The organism is Bacteroidota bacterium, from assembly GCA_020161395.1.
In the GTDB taxonomy this organism is placed as follows: Bacteria; Bacteroidota; Ignavibacteria; order Ignavibacteriales; family Ignavibacteriaceae; genus UTCHB3.
In genome coordinates this window covers 221185-241618 of record JAIUOE010000001.1, presented here as the reverse complement: position 1 = coordinate 241618, position 20434 = coordinate 221185, and the positions used below count along the sequence as shown (strand labels likewise).

The window sequence follows — 20434 nt, the reverse complement described above, 5'->3', positions numbered from 1 at the left end:
TGGGAAAACTTTTTAGAATATGATTTTGAGGGAGGAAGAATTTCCTGTGGTTATAAATTTTTCGATGATCTCCGGGGATTTTGTTCGCAGAAGAAATTTCCCCTTGGGAAGGGATATCACTGCGGGTCTGTCATATTTTGCAGCAACTTCCAACACTATCACTCCTGTCGAATCACTCACAGTAAATGGAGCATATCTCAACCTGCAGGCACCGTCGTCATAGATCTCTTCAGCCGGGGTTACCACTTCCACAAGAAATGACTCTCTTGCGGGAAGTGTATCCCGAATGTCGGCTTCCTGAGAAAATGAAGCCATCATTAAGATGAGCAGACTTTTAATCATGATTTTCCTTTTTTAATCTCCAAATTTCTTAAATGAATGTTAAGCAAATGTTATGCAGGTATTAATAAAATATTAAATGCTCCGCTTTTGTGGAGAGAACAGAATGTGTTAAAATTGAATACCGTTTTTTTTATTTGTTAACTGTGTCAATCAATCCGAGGCAAAATGAGGCGGATGCACAAAGCCATCCTGATTTTTTCGATTTTATCTTTCACCCTTTACTCACAGGAAGATATTGGAAAGGGAAGACTTTCCGGTTTGATCTTTGGAGACTACTACTACAATCTTCAACGGGATCCGGATGTTTCGAAAATGGATAATGTGGCACTACCCGGCGCCGAAAAGATGAATGCCTTTCAAATCCGCAGGATATATCTCACTTATGATCATGATATTTCCGCAGAATTTTCGGGGAGAATTCGACTAGAGGCTGAGAATGCCACAACTGTTAACAATAAATTTGGTCTGTTTCTGAAAGATGCATATATCAAGTGGAGTGAAATTTTCCCCGGGAGTGACCTTGTCCTCGGACTCCAACCACCGCCGGTCTACGGGATTTCCGAGGCATACTGGGAGAACAGATTTCTTGAGAAAACTCAGCTTGACCTGCGGAAAATTTCCCCCTCATCCGACCTGGGAATATCATTGCGTGGAAATCTTTGGGGGAATGGCATCCTGAATTACTGGTTAATGTTTGGTAACGGAAATGGAAATTCACCCGAGACAAACAAACACAAAAGAGTATATTCCCACCTTCAGTTTTCTCCCGCTAAACGCTTCACCTTTACATTTTCGTTCGATTATGTGTCGAGACCTGCATTGCTCATAAGAACACCCGGGCCCACAGACATCGAATATCCAAATGATGATTTCAATTTTACTATATTCGCCGGTTACCGAGAAAAGCAGAAGGTGTCCGCCGGAATTGAAGCTTTTTACGGAATGAGGCAGAATGGCGAGCAGCAAAGGAACCTGGAAGGTCACAGTTACACTGCAGCATTATCGATTTTTGGAACATGGTATATCTCCCCAAAAGTGGCAGTTGCCGCCCGGTATGATTATTTTGACCCCCTCACATCTCAGAATGGAGACAGCAGAAATTTATATTTGATAGCCATAAACTGGTATCCTGCTGTTGGAGTTATTTTCAGTCCAAACATTGTGATTGAAAGCTACGAATCCCTGCCCAATGGATCATCCCTTAAGACAGCCATTACTCCCCGTATAACCTTCTATTACGCGATGAACTGATCAGATTTAGACAGTACGGTTCCTGCAGTTGAACAATATTCGCCGTTCCCGGGTTGTAATTGTAGATTAACTCCAATTAAATTCGGCTTCTTTAATGCGTAAAATATTTGCTGTTCTTACTTTCTTTATGGCAGTCTGCTTCGACATATCCGCACAAAAAATCGAAAAGATTTCGATGATCTGGGAAACCCGATATGATCTGATTGACTTCGGGTCCGAGCAGAACCGTATTCAGGCTTCACTTCGAATTCCTTTTCAGATTGATATTGCCGGGGCATTCAATGTCAACGGGCTGACATCCTCAGGAAGCAGTTTCCAGTCAAGGTGGGAAACTCTTAAAGATTTGAAAAAGAAAGAGGAGAACCGGAGATTTAACCTGAATCTGAGGCAGTTTTATCTCGAGAAAAAGATCAATGATTTCAGGGTGCAGTTTGGGGCTCTGCCTGCGATAAAGGGATTTGTTTCTTCCACAGGACTTGGCAGCAACGGCTGGATGGACGGACTAAGGATCGACCAAAAAACCGGTATCGGTACATTCGAAGCTGCCGGGGGCAGCATTAACGAAATAAACAACCCGAATTTCTTTGACAGGGTATTTGTATCCAATTTTTTTGAGTTTGAGTTTACGGGAACCTTCATCCCCAATTCTGTTATTGAGTTTTCATATGAGAAACTGGCATCATCTGACTATTTGAGGAGTGAATACCGTTATGATTTGATTAAAGGGAGCAAAAAGCATCTGGAATTCGCTATCGAAGGGCTCTACAATACTCAGAGGGAGAGTCTCAGTTTTGGATTTACAGTAACTACAGCTCCACTCGCATTTATTGAGGAAGACCTCGCCAAATACATGGATCTGAAGGTCTATTTCAATCACACCGACAGCAACATTGGCTTGCGGGGAATTTTAACAGATGATTTTTACAAATTTGGTAACTCGGTAACCATAGAGGCGAAAGGAACGATCACTTCCCGGAAGGCGGTGAGCTGGTTTTTTGAGTCGTACATCTCTGAGGTGCCGAGATTCTTGGCGGGACTGCGGTTCGATATAGAATAAAAAAGGCCGAATCAAGTTAATGACTCAGCCTCAACACAACAAAAAATCACATCAACTAAAAAGCATCAAAAGATATCTGATTAAGCGATAGTGATGGTTTTATCAAGATATACATCCTGAACAAGATTTACCAGCTTGATACCTTCATCGAGTGGCTTCTGGAAGGCTTTTCTTCCGAGGATAAGTCCCATTCCACCGGCTCTTTTATTGATAACTGCTGTGCGCGCTGCTTCTGCGAAGTCGTTGCTTCCTGAAGCGCCGCCTGAGTTAATCAAGCCCATTCTTCCCATGTAACAATTCATTACCTGATAACGGGTAAGATCGATCGGGTGGTCGGTTGTAAGTTCGGAATAAACCTTGGGATGAGTCTTGCCAAAGTTGACTGCATTATAACCGCCATTGTTTTCAGGGGCTTTTTGTTTGATGATATCAGCTTCAATGGTAACGCCGAGGTGGTTTGCCTGTCCTGTAAGGTCGGCGGAAACATGATAATCTTTGTCGCCTTTTACTTTGAAAGCATCGTTTCTTGTGTAGCACCAGAGAATTGTTGCCATTCCGAGTTCGTGTGCATATTTGAATGCAGCCGACACTTCCTGGATCTGACGGGTGCTCTCTTCTGAACCGAAGTAGATAGTGGCACCAACAGCAACTGCGCCGAGGTTGTAGGCATCTTCAATAGAAGCGAACATTACCTGATCAAATTTGTTCGGGTAGGTAAGGAGTTCGTTGTGGTTCAGTTTGAGGATGAAAGGAATTTTGTGTGCATATTTTCTTGCAACAGCACCGAGAACGCCGAAAGTTGAAGCTACTGCGTTACATCCGCCTTCGATTGCGAGCTTTACGATGTTTTCAGGATCGAAATAAATCGGATTTGGAGCAAATGATGCGCCAGCCGAGTGTTCGATACCCTGATCAACAGGAAGGATTGACATGTAGCCTGAGCCGGCAAGTCTTCCATGCTCAAATATGGTCTGTAAGCTTCTCAATACATTAATGTTTCTGTCTGAAGGGATAAATATCCTGTCAACAAAATCGGGACCGGGTAAGTGCAGACTCTCTTTTGGAACCTTAGCCACATGGGTCAAGAGACCGTCGGCTTCATTTCCTAATAATTCAACTATTTTACTCATGATTATATTTCTCCGTTTTTTGGAATTTTAAAAACCCAATTCTAAATATAATAAAAATCATGATGTTAACAGATTCCTGCCGGTAAAACATCCTGCGTTGCCATCTCTTCCGGACGGGAATCCTGAGTAAATCAGTCTAAATAACCCGACCTTTCTCCCTGAACATTGTAGCAGGCGGAGTCCCTTTCTTCACACAGATTGATGACTAATTTCCCAACTTCCTGAATGAAACCTTCTCCGTTATCGAAAACATGTTGAGCCAGCCATTTAGCCTCGTCAAATCTTGAAATACGGCGGTTCATATCGGATTTCGGAAAAACCGCCTTTTTGTTACTCTTAACAGGTAACAACCATTGAGAGAAAATGAAAAATGTATCAGAAATCACCAACGAAAAGATAAAAGATCAAATCAATGAGTACCATCTGATGGTGGCTGAAATTCTCTCCGGATTTGATACTGAGCTTGTATCCGTAAAGAATGGAGGTGCAGAGCTTGAGAGAAAAGTTGCGGGATTATCGGCAGAATTTGCCAAAAATTCACAGGAATTTGCTGACCTGAAAGCAAATGTGAAAATAATCAGGAATGAAGTGATTCTTTTGATGGCGAAGTTTGATGAATTGAAAGAGTTCACGGAAAGGGGCTTCAACCATATCCTGAGGCGAATGGATGGATAATTTTATCCCCGATGAGGTAAAAATCAGGCTTCTTGGGTTGAGGAAAAAGTATTTCCTTCCCCATGAAGGTACACTCGAATCGTTTTCCGTGGTCTTTCAAAAATATCTGAAGAAGCGAAAAATGGCGATTATCGACAGTCTTGTAGCCTCTGCAAATCTTTCGCTCCACATCTTTGATGGAGAGCCTGACCCTCTTGCCCTCCAAGCCATTAAGATGACCAATCCGAATTTTGATCCATCGATGCTGAGTTCCTATACTGATGATCAGCTCACGGGAATTATAAACTCGGCGAAGGGGAAATATTTCGAATTGCTGGTAACAGACAAGCTAAATAACGGCGAACGGGTCGGCGATTTGGTTCTTCCTGACGGTTATCACGCAGAATTGGCAGAATCTCTCACCCAACCCGGGTGGGATATTGCCATTAAGGATGCATCGGGAGATGTAGCCGATCACCTCCAGTTGAAGGCAACGGAAAACCTCTCCTACATTTCTGAGGCACTCCATAAATATCCCGATATCAAGATTCTTGCAACCGAAGAAGCGGCAAATCACTTGCCTGATGGTTATACAATGGTATCAGGCTCAGGAATTGAAGACGATCACCTCACAAGCACAATAGAATCGACGATTCATCACGGTAATGAGGGGCTTTTTGACAAATTCGGTGACTCTTTTCACCCGCTTGCTCCCCTTTCCATAATCCTGGCAATCGAAGGGTACAAGTTGTTTGCAAAAAAGCAATCGGTTGAAGCGGCAATAAAAAACGGTTCGGAGAGATTTGGCAGGTCACTCTTTTCTACCGCAACGGGTGCTTTTGTATATGCTCTTGGTGGTGGATTTCTTGCTCTCCCCGCAGCATTCGGGGCAGGATTGTATTACAGGAGAGTCAATAATCTGAGGAAAATATCAGAGATGATGAGGGAGAATATCAACAAATTGAAAGAAATACTTCAATTTCACAGACAAAAAAGGAGTAGCGTAAATGGGAATTTTTAGCGAATTTTTCAAAAAAGCAGGTGTCTTTATCGGGGCGGCCGTTTATGCAATCGGCACAGTAGCCGCTTATGTTGGTGAGAAGGCTGTTGAACTCTACCATGTGGCAAAACAGGCATACAACGATTATAAAAGCGGCAACAGTTATCAGGAAAAACGCAAAAACAGATACAGCCGTCAAGATATAAATGAGAGAATTGTTGATCTCGAGGATAAAAGAAAACGGGACGGCAGGCTTTCGGAGTATGAAAAACATGAACTCGACCAACTTTATGCCCGCAGAAAAACTCTGATAGATGAAGCTATTCAGTACAATGAAATGGAAGCGGCAGGTGAGTTTACCGAAAATTCTTCCGGCTATGAGGATGTGGAAGTTGATAGCAGCAACATTCATATCGTTCAGTTTCATGTGGGGCAGTCCGTTTCAAATAAGAGATGCTCCGTCTGTGGAAGACCCATGACCCTTCAATGGAACAGATCAAGCAAAAACACGAGTCTTACAGATATGTTTTGGGGTTGTACCGGCTACTACTCGGGAGCGTGCCGGGCTACGGCACCATTTCAGAAATCGGATGCCCGCCTGTTTACCAACACTGGCAGGGAAGAGTTTCAGATTACTGCCGGTCAACTGGATACAATCATTCAGCACCCTGCCGCGCAGCAAAATATCGTGAAAAGGATGCGGGATATAAAATTTGAAACGATTGAGAAGTATTTCTGTTCTGAGCACGGTCTGGAACTTGTGTTGCAGGAAAAATTCGATCCAAGCGGCGGCCTTCGCGATCAGTTTTTTCTCGGTTGTCCCATGTGGAAACGGGACGGAACCGGCTGCAATTATGTCATGAAAATTAAATCAGCCGCACAACTCTCCAGCGTGCTCGAAATAAAGAATGGCAGGGGGTTGTTGTGAGGTTTGTACACGATATTCATGATTGAAAAGAATTAGAAGGATATATATGAAATTCCCTCGAAGAGGGATAAATGTTGGTAGAGAGGAGAAATCCCAGTCCAATAATTCCCTCGAAGAGGGATAAATGTTGGTAGAGAGGAAATATCCCGGTCCAATAATTCCCTCGGAGAGGGATAAATGTTGGTAGAGAGGAAATATCCCGGGCCAATAATTCCCTCGAAGAGGGATAAATGTTCGTAGAGAGGAGAAATAAAATAATATTCTAAAAATTGTCATTCAAATGACTAAATTTTGCCAAATTTGGTCAGTACAATGACGGAATTCAATTTTTACAGCATAAAAAAGCTGGAGAATTAATCATTCGGAATCGAAATAATCATTATCTATTTTTTTCAGAGAATAATTTTTGATTGTCGAAACTGCCAAGTCATAATCTATCATCAGTTCAGCGAGTTGCTGACCATCTATCAGTACGATTTTTGTATCGTTCATCGGTCGATAGTTCTTTGCTTCATTGCTGAAAGATGAGGTCGTTATGAAAACACCTTTTTTAGCCCCTTGTCCAGCGAGGGCACCAACAAATTTCTGTATTTCCGGTCTGCCAACAATCGACTCCCATCTTTTTGCCTGTAAATAAATAATATCCAATCCGAGTCTGTCCTCTTTGATTATTCCGTCAATTCCTTCGTCACCACTTTTACCAATTGATTTGCCGGCTTCCTGGATTGTACCACCGTATCCCATTTTGACCAAGAGTTCAACAACCAAATTTTCAAAAAATGTTGGACTGCTTTCTTTGATGCGGATAAGTAGATTGAGGGCGAGATTCTTTCTAATCTCGAGGTAGTTACTTTCAAGTATCTCTTCAGGAGTCGCAATCAAATTATTTTCTATATTTTCCTCTTGAATTCCCTTTGATTCGCCCATTATTTCCTGATATCCCGGAAGAGATCTAAGTAGTTTTATATTTATTTTTTCTATGGAGGAGTTGACAATCTCCTTACCCGCTGAAGTAATTACATACTTGCCTCTTGAAGTTTTCTCTATTAGATTTCCTCTCTTCAGATATGAAATCGCCCATGCGGTACGGTTTACAAATGTTTTTTGTGTACCACTTGGAAGTGACTGATCGAGATCAGCTTCTGAAAGGTTAAGTATTAACGCGAGTGTGTTTCGAATTTCTGGAGTTGAATGTTCGTTACCATCGTTGAACAATTTTAAGATGGGGAGCATGAGGCTTTGAAAGTCAGGTACCATAGGGTTGTATCTAAATTTTGTCAAAAATTATTCTTAAACTGTCCAAATATAAAAATTTCAACATGGTTTTTTAGAAAAAATATATATTTTGCACTCTATCATATATTAAACAATTTTGAACAAAAGCAAAAATTGAAAATGGAAAACAGCGAAAAAAAGACCGTATCGAGAAAAGTGATTGACCGCGAGGTTATCATGCGGAAATATCATGTTCACATCAAAAACTTCAGGAATCTGAAAGATGTGAAGGTGACGCTCAGTCCATTGACAATTCTGACGGGTGAAAACGGCTCCGGCAAAAGCACCCTCTTCAAAGCTCTCCTCTTCCTCAAACACAACCACGACCACGAAGCTGCCAAAAAACTCAAATATGTAATCGATGACGACATCAATCTCGGCGGCTGGGAACACATCGCCAACGACCCTAAAAAACCTATCTCAATCAAAATCACAGAGGAAACCTGGGGTTACGACCACGAAGTGGAAGAAATCTATGATATCGACAACTGCCCGTTTGAGCTGAATCCGACGGATGAGTATTCGGAGAAGATGGACGATAAGTTTATGGGAGATTTACCTCAAAGATCGGTAAAGAATGGATTTATCCCTTTGGGCAGAGAAACTATAAAGGGAAATTCAAAGTTAACAAGGAATAGAGATTCCCGGGAGTTTGTATACACTGATGATCAACTTTCCAATATTAACTATAACCTTAGCGATACGATTAAATTCACAATAAGATACTTGGTTCGACCATTTGAACCAAACATCTCGATTCTTGATGGACAAATTAATCCTTCAAAGATCAGAAGTTATTATTGTGAATTTTCAAATATTAGCTGTTCTGATAGAAAGTACACTGAGATTTTTGGTAAAGTGGTTTTCAATCTATTTAAATATTTCTTTAGAAGAAATATATGGGGACCTTCAAATAATGAGTTTGAGTGGAGTAAAATCAACGAGCGCCTGAAGGATAATTTTATTGAAATTGTATGTGAACCTTCTGTCATAAAGACTGACTCTATTTTTAGTGTTTATCTGGGTTTACTGCTTAACCTTTCCTTCGGAGAAATAGAGGCGGCTCATCTTCAAATTCTTACATCTTATGTATCAAAAATTATTGCCTCTGAAAACTATAAACTGCCAAAAGAGTTTGACGCCATGCTTTTGATGGGAACAACTCGAGAAATCCCAAAATCCAGATTCTTTGAAGAAACCATAAACGAAAATAGCTATTATGGTTTGTTTAAATATTATCAACATCTCGATTATACAGATGACTTGATCGATCAAACGATGAAAGACTACCACACAAAAACTTTTCACAATTGGGTGTTGAAATTTGACTTTGGAGAAGGTGTTTATACTTCGAATGTCGATCAGATACAAAGAATATTACTTAAACAACGCGAAAGTAAAAGTATCAACTTATCCGAAGCTAGTAGTGGTACTCTTCAATTATTACCCGTATTGTTTCTAATCACCATTAATAATCAAAACAATTTGTTATTCTCAGTTCAACAGCCAGAACTACATTTACATCCGCGACTTCACTCTATCCTTGTTGATTATTTCATTGAACATCTCTCTCCTACTAGACGACAAAACGCTCCAGTATGGGAGTTGGTTGAAGTCTCTGATGATGAATTGGAAGAAAAAGTCAAGGCTTTTAATGACAAGAATTATGATTTTCAGAAGTCCTTCAAAAAAGGGAACAGGCTTGAATTCCTTACCGTCCCCACCCATCTCATAATTGAAACCCACTCGGAGCACCTGCTTAAAAAACTTCAGGTACTTGTCTCACAGGGGAAGACACTCCAACTTTGGCCCGAGGGATACTGCTCCGGTGAGGATGTAAAACTCAAAGATGCCCTCTCCATTTATTATTTTGCCAAAGACAAAGACGGCAACACAAAAGCCATCGAGATGGAGCTTGACGACAACGGCTTTTTCAAGACGGAGACACCAAAAGGCTTTTTCGACGAAAGTCTGGAACTGAACAGGCAGCTTCTTCTCGGGAGGAACTGATGAATCAGGAACTTACCATATCCTCGGGTTTACCGGTTTATCTCTATCAGGAGCATCTTGGCAATCTCTTTAACAGAAACCGTGAACTGATTGATTCGATCGCCATGAACTACCTTTGTTTCGACGATCAAAAAGAATACTTCAATCATCTGATGGAATCGTTTGATCAGATAGATCCATCTGCACCGGTTAAACGACAACTGGAAAGCTTTCTTCTGGAGTTGTTCACCAAAAAAGGACGACCAAAAACTATAAAAGGAGGGTATTCGGAGATTAATATTTGCAAGGCATCAAAAGACAAAATTTATATTGCTCCTGAAAAACAGGATTCTGAGATTTCCAACCTTCAGGCATCAAACCAAAAACTAAAGATTTGTGGCAGAAACAACCTTTTTGAAATTGTCAGGCCGCTACCATCTGTTTTTCTGCTAAAACCTGATACAGTATACAATCTGGATGAACTTATAAAGCCTTTTGCAAAGGGTTCAAAATCGATTACAGTTATCGATCCCTATCTTTTCAATCCCGGTGCCATGAGGAATTTGGATCAAATACTTTCAAGAACCGTGTATGAAACCGTTTTTATCAAGTGCAATGACCCTGAAAACTACCCAACTGAAGAAGCCCAAAGAAAGAACAGGGAAAAATATTCAAAACTGCTAAATTATATTGAAGAAGTAAAGAAGGAAGGTTCAGTGGTAGAAATTTCTTTTCTTGCTCCAGGGCATGAAGAAAGATACATAATTTACGATGAAGTTCAAGTCTATATACCCGGAGGACTTGATTGCCTCGATTCACATGGGATGATCAAAAGACAAAAAAGAGGACTCTATCTCAGATTCGAGAAAAGAGACTTTGAGGCATTCCCGATAAATCAGGAATTGAATCCTGTGAATCCTTAGATCCTGAAAATCCTGATTCAGACAACATTCTTCAAATCTTACCCAAAGGCATAAATTCCATTTGCAATTCAAGTATTATTAAAGTATATTTGTTCACTATTAAATATTGTTTCCTGTCAGTAAACATTATATAAAATGAAACAAGCTAACAACTCTCTTATATCTTTAGTGCTGGATATTCTGAAAAGCGAATATTCGTTGAAGTGTGAGTTCAAAGAAAACCAAATTCTCTTAATCGGCAAAGGTGCGAGTAAGATGGAATTTGGTGTGACAGTTTTTCCATCACTATCGGTGAAAAGTGCAGAATTTCTTACTGAAGGTGCCGGCAGGATGATTGTGATAACGAAACAAATCGGAAACAAGGTCTCTGAAATTCTTAGGACGAAAGGGATGTTTTTTATTGATACTGCCGGGAATGCGTTTATCCGTGGAGAGGATTTTTTCATTGATGTCAGGGGCAGAAAGCAAAGGAAAATGAATAATATTCTTCCTCTTGAAAAACTTCGATTGGAAAAATCAGGAATTAAACTGCTGATAACCTTCTTCTCCCGTCCTGATACTCTTAACAAAAACTACAGGGATATAGCCGCATTATCAGGCTGTTCGCTGGGTTATGTTTCGAAATTTGTAAAGAAACTAAGGGGAGCGGGATATCTTGTTAAATCTGAGAATGGATATTTAAATGTTGTTAAAAAAAATGAACTCCTGCAAAGACTAAAAATAGAATATCAGCCATCAATCAAGAACAGATTTTTCATCGGTAAGTATAACATGACGGATACTGTTCAATTGAATGATTCTCATTCCGAGACCTGCAAAGTGTACTACACTTCAGGTAAAGCAGTTGAAATGAAGACGGGATTTCTCAAGGAAAAGACCACAGAGTTGTATCTTGAAGGCGAACCGAAGGATTTTATCAAAATTAATCGTCTGATACCTGCCCAATCCGGTAATCTGATTGTGTTCGGGAAATACTGGAATTTTGAACATGATGCCATGAAGAATAAAACAGCTCCCGATTTTATAGTTTATCTCGATCTTATCACATCCGCAAATCCCCGATTGATGGAGGCAGCTGGAGAGTTTTATGCGGAGTAGGATATTTGATGTGTCCGGGAAAGTAGATTCAAACACAGTTAAACTGTTTACAATTATAAATGAGATATCAAAAGAATCCAGTATCACTTTTTTTATAATCGGTGCTTTCGCAAAAGAACTTCTGTTAAACTACTATCATGAAATAAGAACTTCACGATATACAGAGGATATTGATATTTGTATTGCCGTAAACAATTGGCAGGATTACAACAGGTTCACCCAAAGGTTGATCGAAAAAGGGGGTGTGCAATTTGACAAAGTTGAACATAAAATATATTTTGAACAGTATGCACGCCAACTGGATATTCTGCCTTATGGTTTTAAGGAAATGGGGAAGATTGAATGGCCAAAGTCAGGCAATTTGATGGAAATTGAAGTTTACAACTTAGTCAAAGAAAGAAACATTACTGTGAGAGTGGATCACAGTCCGGAAGTTCTTGTGGAAACATGTTCACTTGTTGGGTTGTTTATCATAAAACTGACGATTTGGCATAAAATGCGTTCTGACAGGTCTAAAGATGCGATAGATCTCTTTGAGATTATGGCAAACTACTATTTTACACAAAAAGCTGACCGGTATTTCGATGAAGAGATATTTGACAAAGTGAGTACGGATTCTTTTGATGAACTATTGGTTGGATGTTTTATGTTGGGTAAAGACATTGCATCGCAATTTCCATCCAGTTTGGTGGCAAATGTAATTTCTATGATCGTAGAAAACATTGAAGAGGATGAAAAATCAAATCTTATTACTGTCATTGCGGCAGAAAATCGTTTCCGGGATTTTGAAAGGGAGTACCTGGTAGTGAAGGCGGCGTTTTTGCAGCTCTTATCTGCGATAAAGTCAATTTACGAGGCGAAATGATGAAAAACCCCTCAATCATTCATCAATCTGTGTTGCTTGTTCATTCCCCAAAATTTCTTTATAATTCACTAAATTACTTCTCATCAATAAATGAATTTTGAAATGAAGATATCGCAGTTTTCGCCGCATATATTCTGGTCTTACGACAGGTCAAAGGATTTGCCCGAGGAAGTGGTGATTGAGCAGGTGTTGAATCAGTCACAAAATCTGAAATAGCTGAATATTTCCAGCGGGAATTGAAGAACAGTCCACATAAAAACAGGATTTAATTAAATTATTTCTCTGTAATTCACAAAAAAATATATATTTTCGACTCGCTTTAACAGTTTTTCGGAACATCCAAATATACTCCGAAAGTATAACAAAAATAAACCCTCCAATAACAAACAATTAATCTACAGGCAAAACAATGCTTAAAAACATTTTCCTGCTTTTAACAGCTCTTTTAATCGTATCGGGAGAGACTCTTTCACAAAAAGGAGTTGAAGTACTAAGCCCCACACCCACAGCAAACATTATTACAGATGTGCTGGTAATCGATAAAACAACCGCTTTTGCTGCAGCCACTCTCGGCACGGTGCTGAAAACAACTGATGCGGGACTCACCTGGCAGACACTTAAAACGGGTGAGGATATCTGGTTTAACTCGATTTCGGTAGTCGGAAACGATCACATTTGGGTGACAGGTCCGAACGAATTTCTTGTTTCCTCTCACGATGGCGGAAAGACATGGAAAAGCGAAAAGATCGACAAAATCGCATATTTCTACAAAGTTCAGTTCTTTGATGCTAAAAACGGAATTGTAGCGGGAGCTGCCATTCTCTCTGAAAATCAGACTGAAGCCATTTATCAGATGTATATGACTTCTGACGGTGGCAAGACCTGGAAACTGCAAAACTCCTCCCTCGGATTTTTCCCTATGGAAATGTATTTTACTTCGGCAAAAGAGGGGTATACAATCGTAAAAACTGATGAAAAAACGGGAAAGGACAGATTCGTTAAAACTGTCGATGGTGGCAAAACATGGAAGGATGTGAAGGAATTTGCCGGTGCAACTCTCTCCACAATGTCGTTTCCTGACGCAAAAAACGGCTTCGTAATAGCTGAAGTGGCAAAAGCAACGGCCGGAACTCCTGCTGCCAAACTTGTGATTTTTAACACCAATGACGGCGGTAAATCATGGAAACAATCTGATTTTCCTGCTGAAGTTGCCGGGAATCAGTATAAGGAAGCTCATGTGGTTTATTTCAAATCCCCCAAAACGGGATGGGTGATAAAAGCCAATGAAGTGGAAGGACCGATGGAGAATCAGGTGTTCAGAACCGATGACGGCGGCAAGACCTGGACAAAAACCTACACCAGTGATGAAACCGGTGTGAACAAAATAGCTTATTTTGACGAGAATACAGGGGTTCTTATGCCCGGATCCTGGTTTATGGAACCAAAAATTTTCAGAACAACCGATGGCGGTAAAACTTTTGCCCAGCTCGTAAAAGGGAAGGAGAACCACTTCAACTCATTTTATTTCCTTGATACGAAAACCGGATTTGCGTCAGGGGAAAACAGCCTCATAAAAACCACTGATGGCGGGAAAAACTGGACCACCATAAAGAAAGTGGAAGGAATGATGTTCGACCACATCAAATTCTTCAATTCAAAAGAGGGAGTCGCTACCGGATACGATGATGCGGGGTATGTATATCTCTATTCAACAACTGACGGGGGCGAAAACTGGACTTCCATGAAACTTAATTACGAGGCATTTCTGGTAGGTCTGTCGTTCGTCGATTTGAAAACAATTTATGCCTACACAATGGGAGAGAAGAGCCGAAGCGTGGTTCGCTCGGATGACGGTGGAAAAACCTGGAAGGAAGTGCAGATTGACACATCGCCCGAAGGACAGTTTTTCGATCTCTTTTTCCTTGATAAAAACAACGGATGGGTTTCGGGTGTGAATCTGTTACCCGGTGCAACCAAAAACAACGGCATGGTCTCATTCCTCAGAAGTACCACTGATGGCGGGGAAACATGGTCTGATACCTGGCTGGATGATCAGGGATACCCGGTAAACATTCAGTTCATCGACAAAAATCACGGGTGGTACACAAGCACGCTGAACGACACTTCGAATGTAATCTGGAGAACTTCAGACGGTGGCAAAAAGTGGGAATCCTCAATTCTTTCCAACACACAGGATATCACCGAGGGAATCAAATTCCAGGATCCGTTGAACGGCTGGCTGCTGAAAGCTTACGGAGCACCCCTCTCGCCGAGTTTTATCTATCGGACAAAAGACAGAGGCAAAACCTGGACACTGTTCAACATCGTGAACAAAATTGATCAACTCCAATTCATCGACAGCAAAACAGCCTTCGGTGGCGGCTGGTTTAATCTGATGAAATTTACCATCGACTGAGAATTAAGGCGATAAATCTCATTTCAAAAGTGTCATTTTACCGGTAAGAATTCCGGTTGATGTGGCCAGACGGCAGAAATAGATGCCCGAGACAAGTTTTGATGCATCGAACCGTACAGAATGCGTGCCCGCTGCAGTTGGACCTTCTGCAAGGAGTGCCACTGACTCACCGAGGGAATTAAACACCTCGAGTCTGGCATAGTCCGCAGTCGGCAACGAAAACCTGATTACCGTTTCAGGGTTGAAAGGATTCGGGAAATTCTGGTCAAGTTTGAAAGCAGTCGGAAGTGGCGACACATCATTTATACCAACAAGATTAGCGGCGAGGAGGATAGTGCCTCCTCCCGTAACTGTTCCGTAATCGGGATTCTGAGCAGAGGTCATAAATGTAATAAACGCACCATCTTTTGTAAGATAAACAAAGTCTTTATCACCATACTGCAGATATTCCCTTTTTACCCTCAGGCACTGAAACTGCATCTGACCAATCTTCAGTGTACCCCACCCGTCGACTGTAGAGCGGTATTCGCTCGAGGAAGTATCCACCTGTTGCAAGCCCCCTCCCGTAGTAAAAAGTGAATCTGTCAGTTTGATGTATCGCGACCAGTTGGCTCCATAGGTAACCGGAAGAGGAAAAACATCGAACGGTTCACGGTGTAAAAACCTCCACTGCGGAACGAGAGATGCCTGACCAACAATATAGAACGAATCGGGCGAGAACATAAACACAGGATTCTTCTCGACTGTTTGAGGTGTTTCCCCGAAGGTTACACATCCGGGATACCGTGCAGCGAGAACAGGAATGTCGTTAGTCTGCAAATTGAGAGAGAACTCGTTTGAGAGTGGGATATATGAGAAATCGTAAATTTTATTTGCACCGGGCTCCCCGATATTTATTTGCCCGTCAAAATTTGTTCCATAGTGGTGGTCGCCCGCATTAAACAGTTTCAGCATATCGGGAAGTGTAACCTGAATCTGTGCGGGAAGTGTGGTCATAAGGAAAAAAATTGCCAGGATCATGCGAAATAACGCCGGACTTGTTTTCTGTTCACTCGTTAACATTTTTGTGCCGTATTATTGGTTGTATGAATTGACTTCCTAATAATTCGAAAGCGTTACTGAAAACTAATTCATTTATACAAATAACGGGTGACAGGAGTTACAAAAACAGGGGAACTTTTTGAAGGGTACACATAAGAATTGCATGACAGTCATATAAGAATCACATGATAGTCACATAAAACTTTCAAGAGCAGAATAAACTAACTCATTGTAGGATAATCGTTTAGCTGTTGCAACAGAATGTTAAATATGCAAAATATTGCGTGTCAGTCACATAGCCGTCACATAAGAATCACATGGCCTTCACATAAACATATTATGACCAGAATGGAATATATCTTGCAAATCTGCGTGACTTGCTTTCCGAATCCTTCTGACGAATGAATCCGGCTTTAACTGTTTCGGAAATAACTCTTGAAACCATCGAATAGTTTTCCTCTGCGATTCTAAATCGAAGGCGGAGAGAATTATTGGTCATCTCCTTGTTGGATACATAAAGAAGGCAACAATGTTGGTAACAGGCTCTGATTCTCTCTTCGCGAGACATCTCTTTGAAGACCTTGGGTGGGTAAAGTATCGCTCTGGTATTATCTCCAATCGCTTGAAAATCAGGGGCTGGCAATTGAAATGTCTCGACGCTAAAAATGACTTTATCAATACCGCTACCTCTTTCTTCACAGATATTTATCCTTCTCATAAAGGCTGCAATGGCATCATTTCTTGATCGAGGCGGTTCATCTATAAAACGAAGTGTGTCAATCAATGGCTTACCCGGATTAGTAATCTCGATACGATCTGAGAAGATTTCTACCATGGGTCCGGCTCCGGCTATAAAGAAATCCTGATGGATTAACGCGTTAGCGATTAGTTCTCTAATGGCAATCTCGGGATACATCTTGATATTTTGTCTGAAAGCTGTCCCGATCAACTCATTTTGCGGAAGCTGACTGTTAACGAGTTCAACCACCTCACCAAAGCATGTCGCATATCCTTTATTGTTGGTAAATTCCCGCTCAGTCTCAATCCTTGAAGTCCCTTTATAAACAACAATTCTGATAGCTTTGCGTGAAAGTCGTGGAAACAGATTAAAATCTTTCGCAAAAAGAATGGCACCTAGATTTAAGATGTCATAATTACCGTTTGAATTCTTTTTTATGAAAGACTCTTTCTCCAAACGGTCAATGATTCCTTTTTTATTATCGGGCAGCGGTTGACCCAGGAGTTCAAACAATGAAGGATAGGTCAGGAGTTTAATAGTATTGTCTTCGTCAAGGTCAGCAAGTGCAATTTCTTCCTCATATCGCTTATTTGAAAGGATATCCCATAGTAATCGTTCCTTCTCAAGGTGGTCTTTGAGTTTCTTTTTGTACGATCCAATCCTGATATAAGCTTCATTCTTAAATGTAACCGGTGCTTGCGTTGCTGCAGCTATCTGAAACATAACAACCATTTTATCGTCAATTATCTCAGTATGTATTGAGAAATGGGTCCTTGGGTTCAATTGGTGAAGCAGCCAGTTTTCTAATTCTTCATTACCCATTTTAACTTCAGTTGGTTTGAAGTTTGTCCCCGTTATCATATGTGACGAATTTTCAATTCCCCAGCAGATAAATCCCATTGTCTTGTTCCACAGAGCAGCCGAGTTAGAAATTGCAGAAATATATTCCCCAATTTCAGATGGGTCTGCATTGTTCTGTTTGAACTCTACCCACTCACTTTCTCGAGGCAGTTTGATCAATTCTTTAATAACTTTTTCCGTATTCATAAATCAGTGCGAAACTTTCTATTTATTCAATCAAATTTAATAAACTTCAAACGAGAATCATCAATATTAAATCGGATTATTCATCTCAGTCACATAGCCGTCACATAAAACCTCCTCCCCGGGGAGCCAACCAAATTTTCCCCCTTTTTATAAAAAAATATTTGATAAATTTGAATCTGCTATTTTCCAAATTCGACTTTAGGCAAACAGTTTTTCAAAGGTATCGGAGATATATCAATAATGGCAAAAAGAAGCCTTTTAAGCCTGCTTTTTATCCTTACAATAACGCCCCTTGTTTATTCACAAACCGCAGCCGGAAAGTATGCCGGTGAGTTCCTTGCAATTGGAGTCGGCGGAAGACCCCTCGGTATGGGTGGTGCCTTCACCGCAGTGGCTAACGACATTACAGCGGCATATTACAATCCTGCGGGACTTGCTGCTCTGGACTATCCACAGCTCTCATTGATGCACGACCAGCGCTACGGAAATCTCGTGAATTACAACTACGGAGGTGTAGCCATACCTTTTGGCAAGGACTATACTTTCGCAATCAGTGCCCTTCGCCTCGGAGTGGATGGAATTTACGATACCCGTGAAGCTCTCTACGATGCAAATGGCGACGGTGTTCTCGATATCAGAACGAATGACAAGCTTGACTATTCGAAAATAAAGGAATTCTCCAACCAGGACTGGGCTTTTTATCTCTCCGCTGCAAAAAGAATAGACGACAGACTCTCCCTCGGTGCCAATTTCAAGGTAATCCGCAGAGATATTGCCGAATACGGCGCAACGGGTATCGGTTTCGATATCGGCGCAAGTTACAGAGCTACCGACGCACTCTTCCTCGGTGCTTCCGTGCAGGATGTTACCACCACACTCGTTGCCTGGAGTACCGGACGAAATGAACTCATTACCCCGACACTGAAGCTCGGTGCCGCTTATGCTCTTGAAATTCTCGGTGGTGTCCTACTTCCTGCAGTCGATTTTGATGTCAGATTTGAAAACAGAAAATATGCCGCAACGATGAATGTGGGTCCCGTATCGATCGATCCCCACTTCGGATTTGAATACAGCTTCAAAAATGTGGTGATGGTAAGAGCCGGCTACAACGATGTAAAACAATTCACAATCGGTGCCGGTGTAAAACTCCCAAAACTTAATATCGACTACTCCTTCGCCCGTTTCAATATGGCTGAAGACGACAGACTGCCCGACTCACACAGAATCTCCATCACCCTTACACTCGAGGAACCGAAGTTTAAGAGATGAAATTTGAAGGCTGAATTTCTGAGGGCTGAAGGCTGAAATTTGAAGTTTGAGGTATGAAGTTTGAAAACCCCGCAGGGGTGGCATGTGGGTAGAATCCGGTACCCAAACACAAAAGAGCCCTTGTGGCGACATATGGATAGAGAATGTTTGAAGGTTGAAAAATAACAGAACACGGATGAAACTGATTTAACAGATTTTCACGAATTTATGTATTAATTGTGAATTAAATTCATTTTTTATTATATTACGGGGAGGTTAATATCAATTTAATAAGGCATGGAAAGCGCAGGCAACAGCAGGTCTCCCAATTTCGATGAAATTGAAAGTTATATTGAGAAGGTTCGTGATGTCGTAAATTTAAACCACTCCCGTGGCTTAATCCTCTCGAGTTTCGATCATCTTCTCTCTCTGCTTGCTTCCACGAACAACCCCCTTCTTATAGAATCCTCTTTCACTGAATTTTTCCTTCTCTATCTGAAACTGCTCGGCTGGTACCATCCCCACGGGCAAAATCCTTCAGGACTCAACAGATCCTTAAAAATGTCCGTATACTTTATAATCGCCCCTCCGGCGAATTTATAAAACTCCCCCTTTCAGCATACCCGAACAATAGAAAAAATTCGTCAGATAAACCAACTCTTTTACCTTAATTTCAAGATGCGTAGTGAATGCCACGCATTTTCTATTTATTTTCTCATTGTTTTACAATAACCTACAGAAACAAACCACCGAAATAAAAAAGTAATTAAGATTCCAAAAACTTTCCGAAGCGATGGAAATTTTCTCTATTATATGTGAAAGCGGCATTCTGCTAAGTCAAATAGCCGGACAATGTCGTTGCTAGTTAAGGAAAATATTAGTCTGATAGTGCGGACAGGGTATTATTAAAAACTTCTCTTACAATAACTAATGCAACGAATGTTGTTATTCATTTTCTTTCTGGAGGTCTAATGAGACACTTGGCACTAATTTTTATTTTTCTATTTTTTACCGATGGGAGTAGCTATGCGCAATCGGATTCAATTTTTATCGAGTCCGGAGGGGTGATTGTTAAACGATACTCTCTTGCTGAAATTGATGAAATAACCTTTGATGTTACAGTAGGTGTTAAAGATGAACAAGGCAAAAACCTGCCAACGGAGTTCTTTCTGAGCCAAAATTTTCCTAACCCGTTTAATCCATCAACAAAAATCCAATGTTATATTCCTTCTGCCGGGAAAGTGAAAGTGAGAATTTTTGATATCAATGGCAGGTTGGTTGAGGAGATTTTTTCGGGAGAGAAGGATCAGGGTGAGTATACTTTTTCTTGGGATGGGACAAGCAGCACACAAGTCGCGTCAGGGGTATATCTGTTTTCAGTGCAGTTCAATAATTCAAAATTGACAAAAAAAATCATTTACTTAAAGTAAA

Annotated in this window: 19 protein-coding genes; 13 read left to right on the top strand and 6 right to left on the bottom strand. The window is 40.9% G+C overall.

Features of this window, described 5'->3' with window-relative positions; genetic code table 11:
- Positions 1-12 precede the first annotated feature (12 nt).
- A complete protein-coding gene (locus tag LCH52_01035; protein ID MCA0387056.1) occupies positions 13-342 on the bottom strand; it encodes a hypothetical protein in 330 nt (109 codons plus the stop codon).
- A 165-nt stretch (positions 343-507) separates the two neighbouring features.
- Between LCH52_01035 and LCH52_01030 the strand changes: the two genes are divergently transcribed.
- Positions 508-1593 (top strand): hypothetical protein, encoded by a 1086-nt coding sequence (locus tag LCH52_01030; GenBank protein MCA0387055.1) that lies wholly within the window; start codon positions 508-510, stop codon positions 1591-1593.
- Positions 1594-1687: 94 nt separating this feature from the next.
- A complete protein-coding gene (locus LCH52_01025; protein ID MCA0387054.1) occupies positions 1688-2650 on the top strand; it encodes a hypothetical protein in 963 nt (320 codons plus the stop codon).
- An 80-nt stretch (positions 2651-2730) separates the two neighbouring features.
- Here the strand turns inward: LCH52_01025 and LCH52_01020 are convergent, their stop codons facing one another.
- Together LCH52_01020 and LCH52_01015 are read right to left on the bottom strand one after the other, a co-directional pair.
- The gene (locus LCH52_01020; protein ID MCA0387053.1) at positions 2731-3780 is read right to left on the bottom strand and encodes a class I fructose-bisphosphate aldolase; all 1050 of its coding nucleotides are present in this window, start codon (positions 3778-3780) and stop codon (positions 2731-2733) included.
- Positions 3781-3911: 131 nt separating this feature from the next.
- The gene (locus tag LCH52_01015) at positions 3912-4082 is read right to left on the bottom strand and encodes a hypothetical protein (GenBank protein ID MCA0387052.1); all 171 of its coding nucleotides are present in this window, start codon (positions 4080-4082) and stop codon (positions 3912-3914) included.
- A gap of 61 nt (positions 4083-4143) precedes the next feature.
- Between LCH52_01015 and LCH52_01010 the strand changes: the two genes are divergently transcribed.
- From LCH52_01010 to LCH52_01000, 3 genes are read left to right on the top strand one after another with little or no spacing between them, the layout of a single operon-like run.
- A complete protein-coding gene (locus LCH52_01010; GenBank protein MCA0387051.1) occupies positions 4144-4455 on the top strand; it encodes a hypothetical protein in 312 nt (103 codons plus the stop codon).
- Entirely contained in the window at positions 4448-5455 is a 1008-nt protein-coding gene (locus LCH52_01005; GenBank protein MCA0387050.1) for a hypothetical protein, read from the top strand. Before LCH52_01010 ends, LCH52_01005 begins: the two co-directional genes overlap by 8 nt.
- Positions 5442-6362: a hypothetical protein gene (locus LCH52_01000; GenBank protein ID MCA0387049.1), complete on the top strand. Its 921-nt coding sequence runs from the start codon at positions 5442-5444 to the stop codon at positions 6360-6362. Before LCH52_01005 ends, LCH52_01000 begins: the two co-directional genes overlap by 14 nt.
- A 357-nt stretch (positions 6363-6719) precedes the next feature.
- Here the strand turns inward: LCH52_01000 and LCH52_00995 are convergent, their stop codons facing one another.
- Positions 6720-7619: a restriction endonuclease gene (locus LCH52_00995; GenBank protein MCA0387048.1), complete on the bottom strand. Its 900-nt coding sequence runs from the start codon at positions 7617-7619 to the stop codon at positions 6720-6722.
- A 138-nt stretch (positions 7620-7757) separates the two neighbouring features.
- On the opposite strand from LCH52_00995, the gene LCH52_00990 reads away from it, so the two are divergent.
- The 5 genes from LCH52_00990 (at position 7758) to LCH52_00970 (ending at position 14928) form a co-directional block, all read left to right on the top strand.
- Positions 7758-9647, top strand: a complete 1890-nt coding sequence (locus LCH52_00990) for a DUF3696 domain-containing protein (protein ID MCA0387047.1) — start codon at positions 7758-7760, stop codon at positions 9645-9647.
- Positions 9647-10549, top strand: coding sequence for a hypothetical protein (locus tag LCH52_00985; GenBank protein MCA0387046.1), 903 nt, complete (start codon positions 9647-9649; stop codon positions 10547-10549). Before LCH52_00990 ends, LCH52_00985 begins: the two co-directional genes overlap by 1 nt.
- A 135-nt stretch (positions 10550-10684) precedes the next feature.
- Positions 10685-11647: a hypothetical protein gene (locus LCH52_00980; GenBank protein ID MCA0387045.1), complete on the top strand. Its 963-nt coding sequence runs from the start codon at positions 10685-10687 to the stop codon at positions 11645-11647.
- The gene (locus LCH52_00975) at positions 11637-12512 is read left to right on the top strand and encodes a nucleotidyl transferase AbiEii/AbiGii toxin family protein (protein ID MCA0387044.1); all 876 of its coding nucleotides are present in this window, start codon (positions 11637-11639) and stop codon (positions 12510-12512) included. Before LCH52_00980 ends, LCH52_00975 begins: the two co-directional genes overlap by 11 nt.
- A 409-nt stretch (positions 12513-12921) precedes the next feature.
- Entirely contained in the window at positions 12922-14928 is a 2007-nt protein-coding gene (locus LCH52_00970) for a hypothetical protein (GenBank protein ID MCA0387043.1), read from the top strand.
- Positions 14929-14946: 18 nt separating this feature from the next.
- Here the strand turns inward: LCH52_00970 and LCH52_00965 are convergent, their stop codons facing one another.
- Both LCH52_00965 and LCH52_00960 read right to left on the bottom strand, forming a co-directional pair.
- Entirely contained in the window at positions 14947-15948 is a 1002-nt protein-coding gene (locus LCH52_00965; protein ID MCA0387042.1) for a T9SS type A sorting domain-containing protein, read from the bottom strand.
- A 358-nt stretch (positions 15949-16306) separates the two neighbouring features.
- Positions 16307-17755, bottom strand: coding sequence for a putative DNA binding domain-containing protein (locus LCH52_00960; protein ID MCA0387041.1), 1449 nt, complete (start codon positions 17753-17755; stop codon positions 16307-16309).
- Between the two features lie 240 nt (positions 17756-17995).
- Between LCH52_00960 and LCH52_00955 the strand changes: the two genes are divergently transcribed.
- From LCH52_00955 to LCH52_00945, 3 genes are all read left to right on the top strand, one after another.
- Positions 17996-19024, top strand: a complete 1029-nt coding sequence (locus LCH52_00955; protein MCA0387040.1) for a PorV/PorQ family protein — start codon at positions 17996-17998, stop codon at positions 19022-19024.
- Positions 19025-19300: 276 nt separating this feature from the next.
- Complete coding sequence (locus LCH52_00950) at positions 19301-19606, top strand: hypothetical protein (protein ID MCA0387039.1); 306 nt, start codon at positions 19301-19303, stop codon at positions 19604-19606.
- A gap of 368 nt (positions 19607-19974) precedes the next feature.
- The gene (locus tag LCH52_00945) at positions 19975-20433 is read left to right on the top strand and encodes a T9SS type A sorting domain-containing protein (protein MCA0387038.1); all 459 of its coding nucleotides are present in this window, start codon (positions 19975-19977) and stop codon (positions 20431-20433) included.
- Position 20434 lies beyond the last annotated feature (1 nt).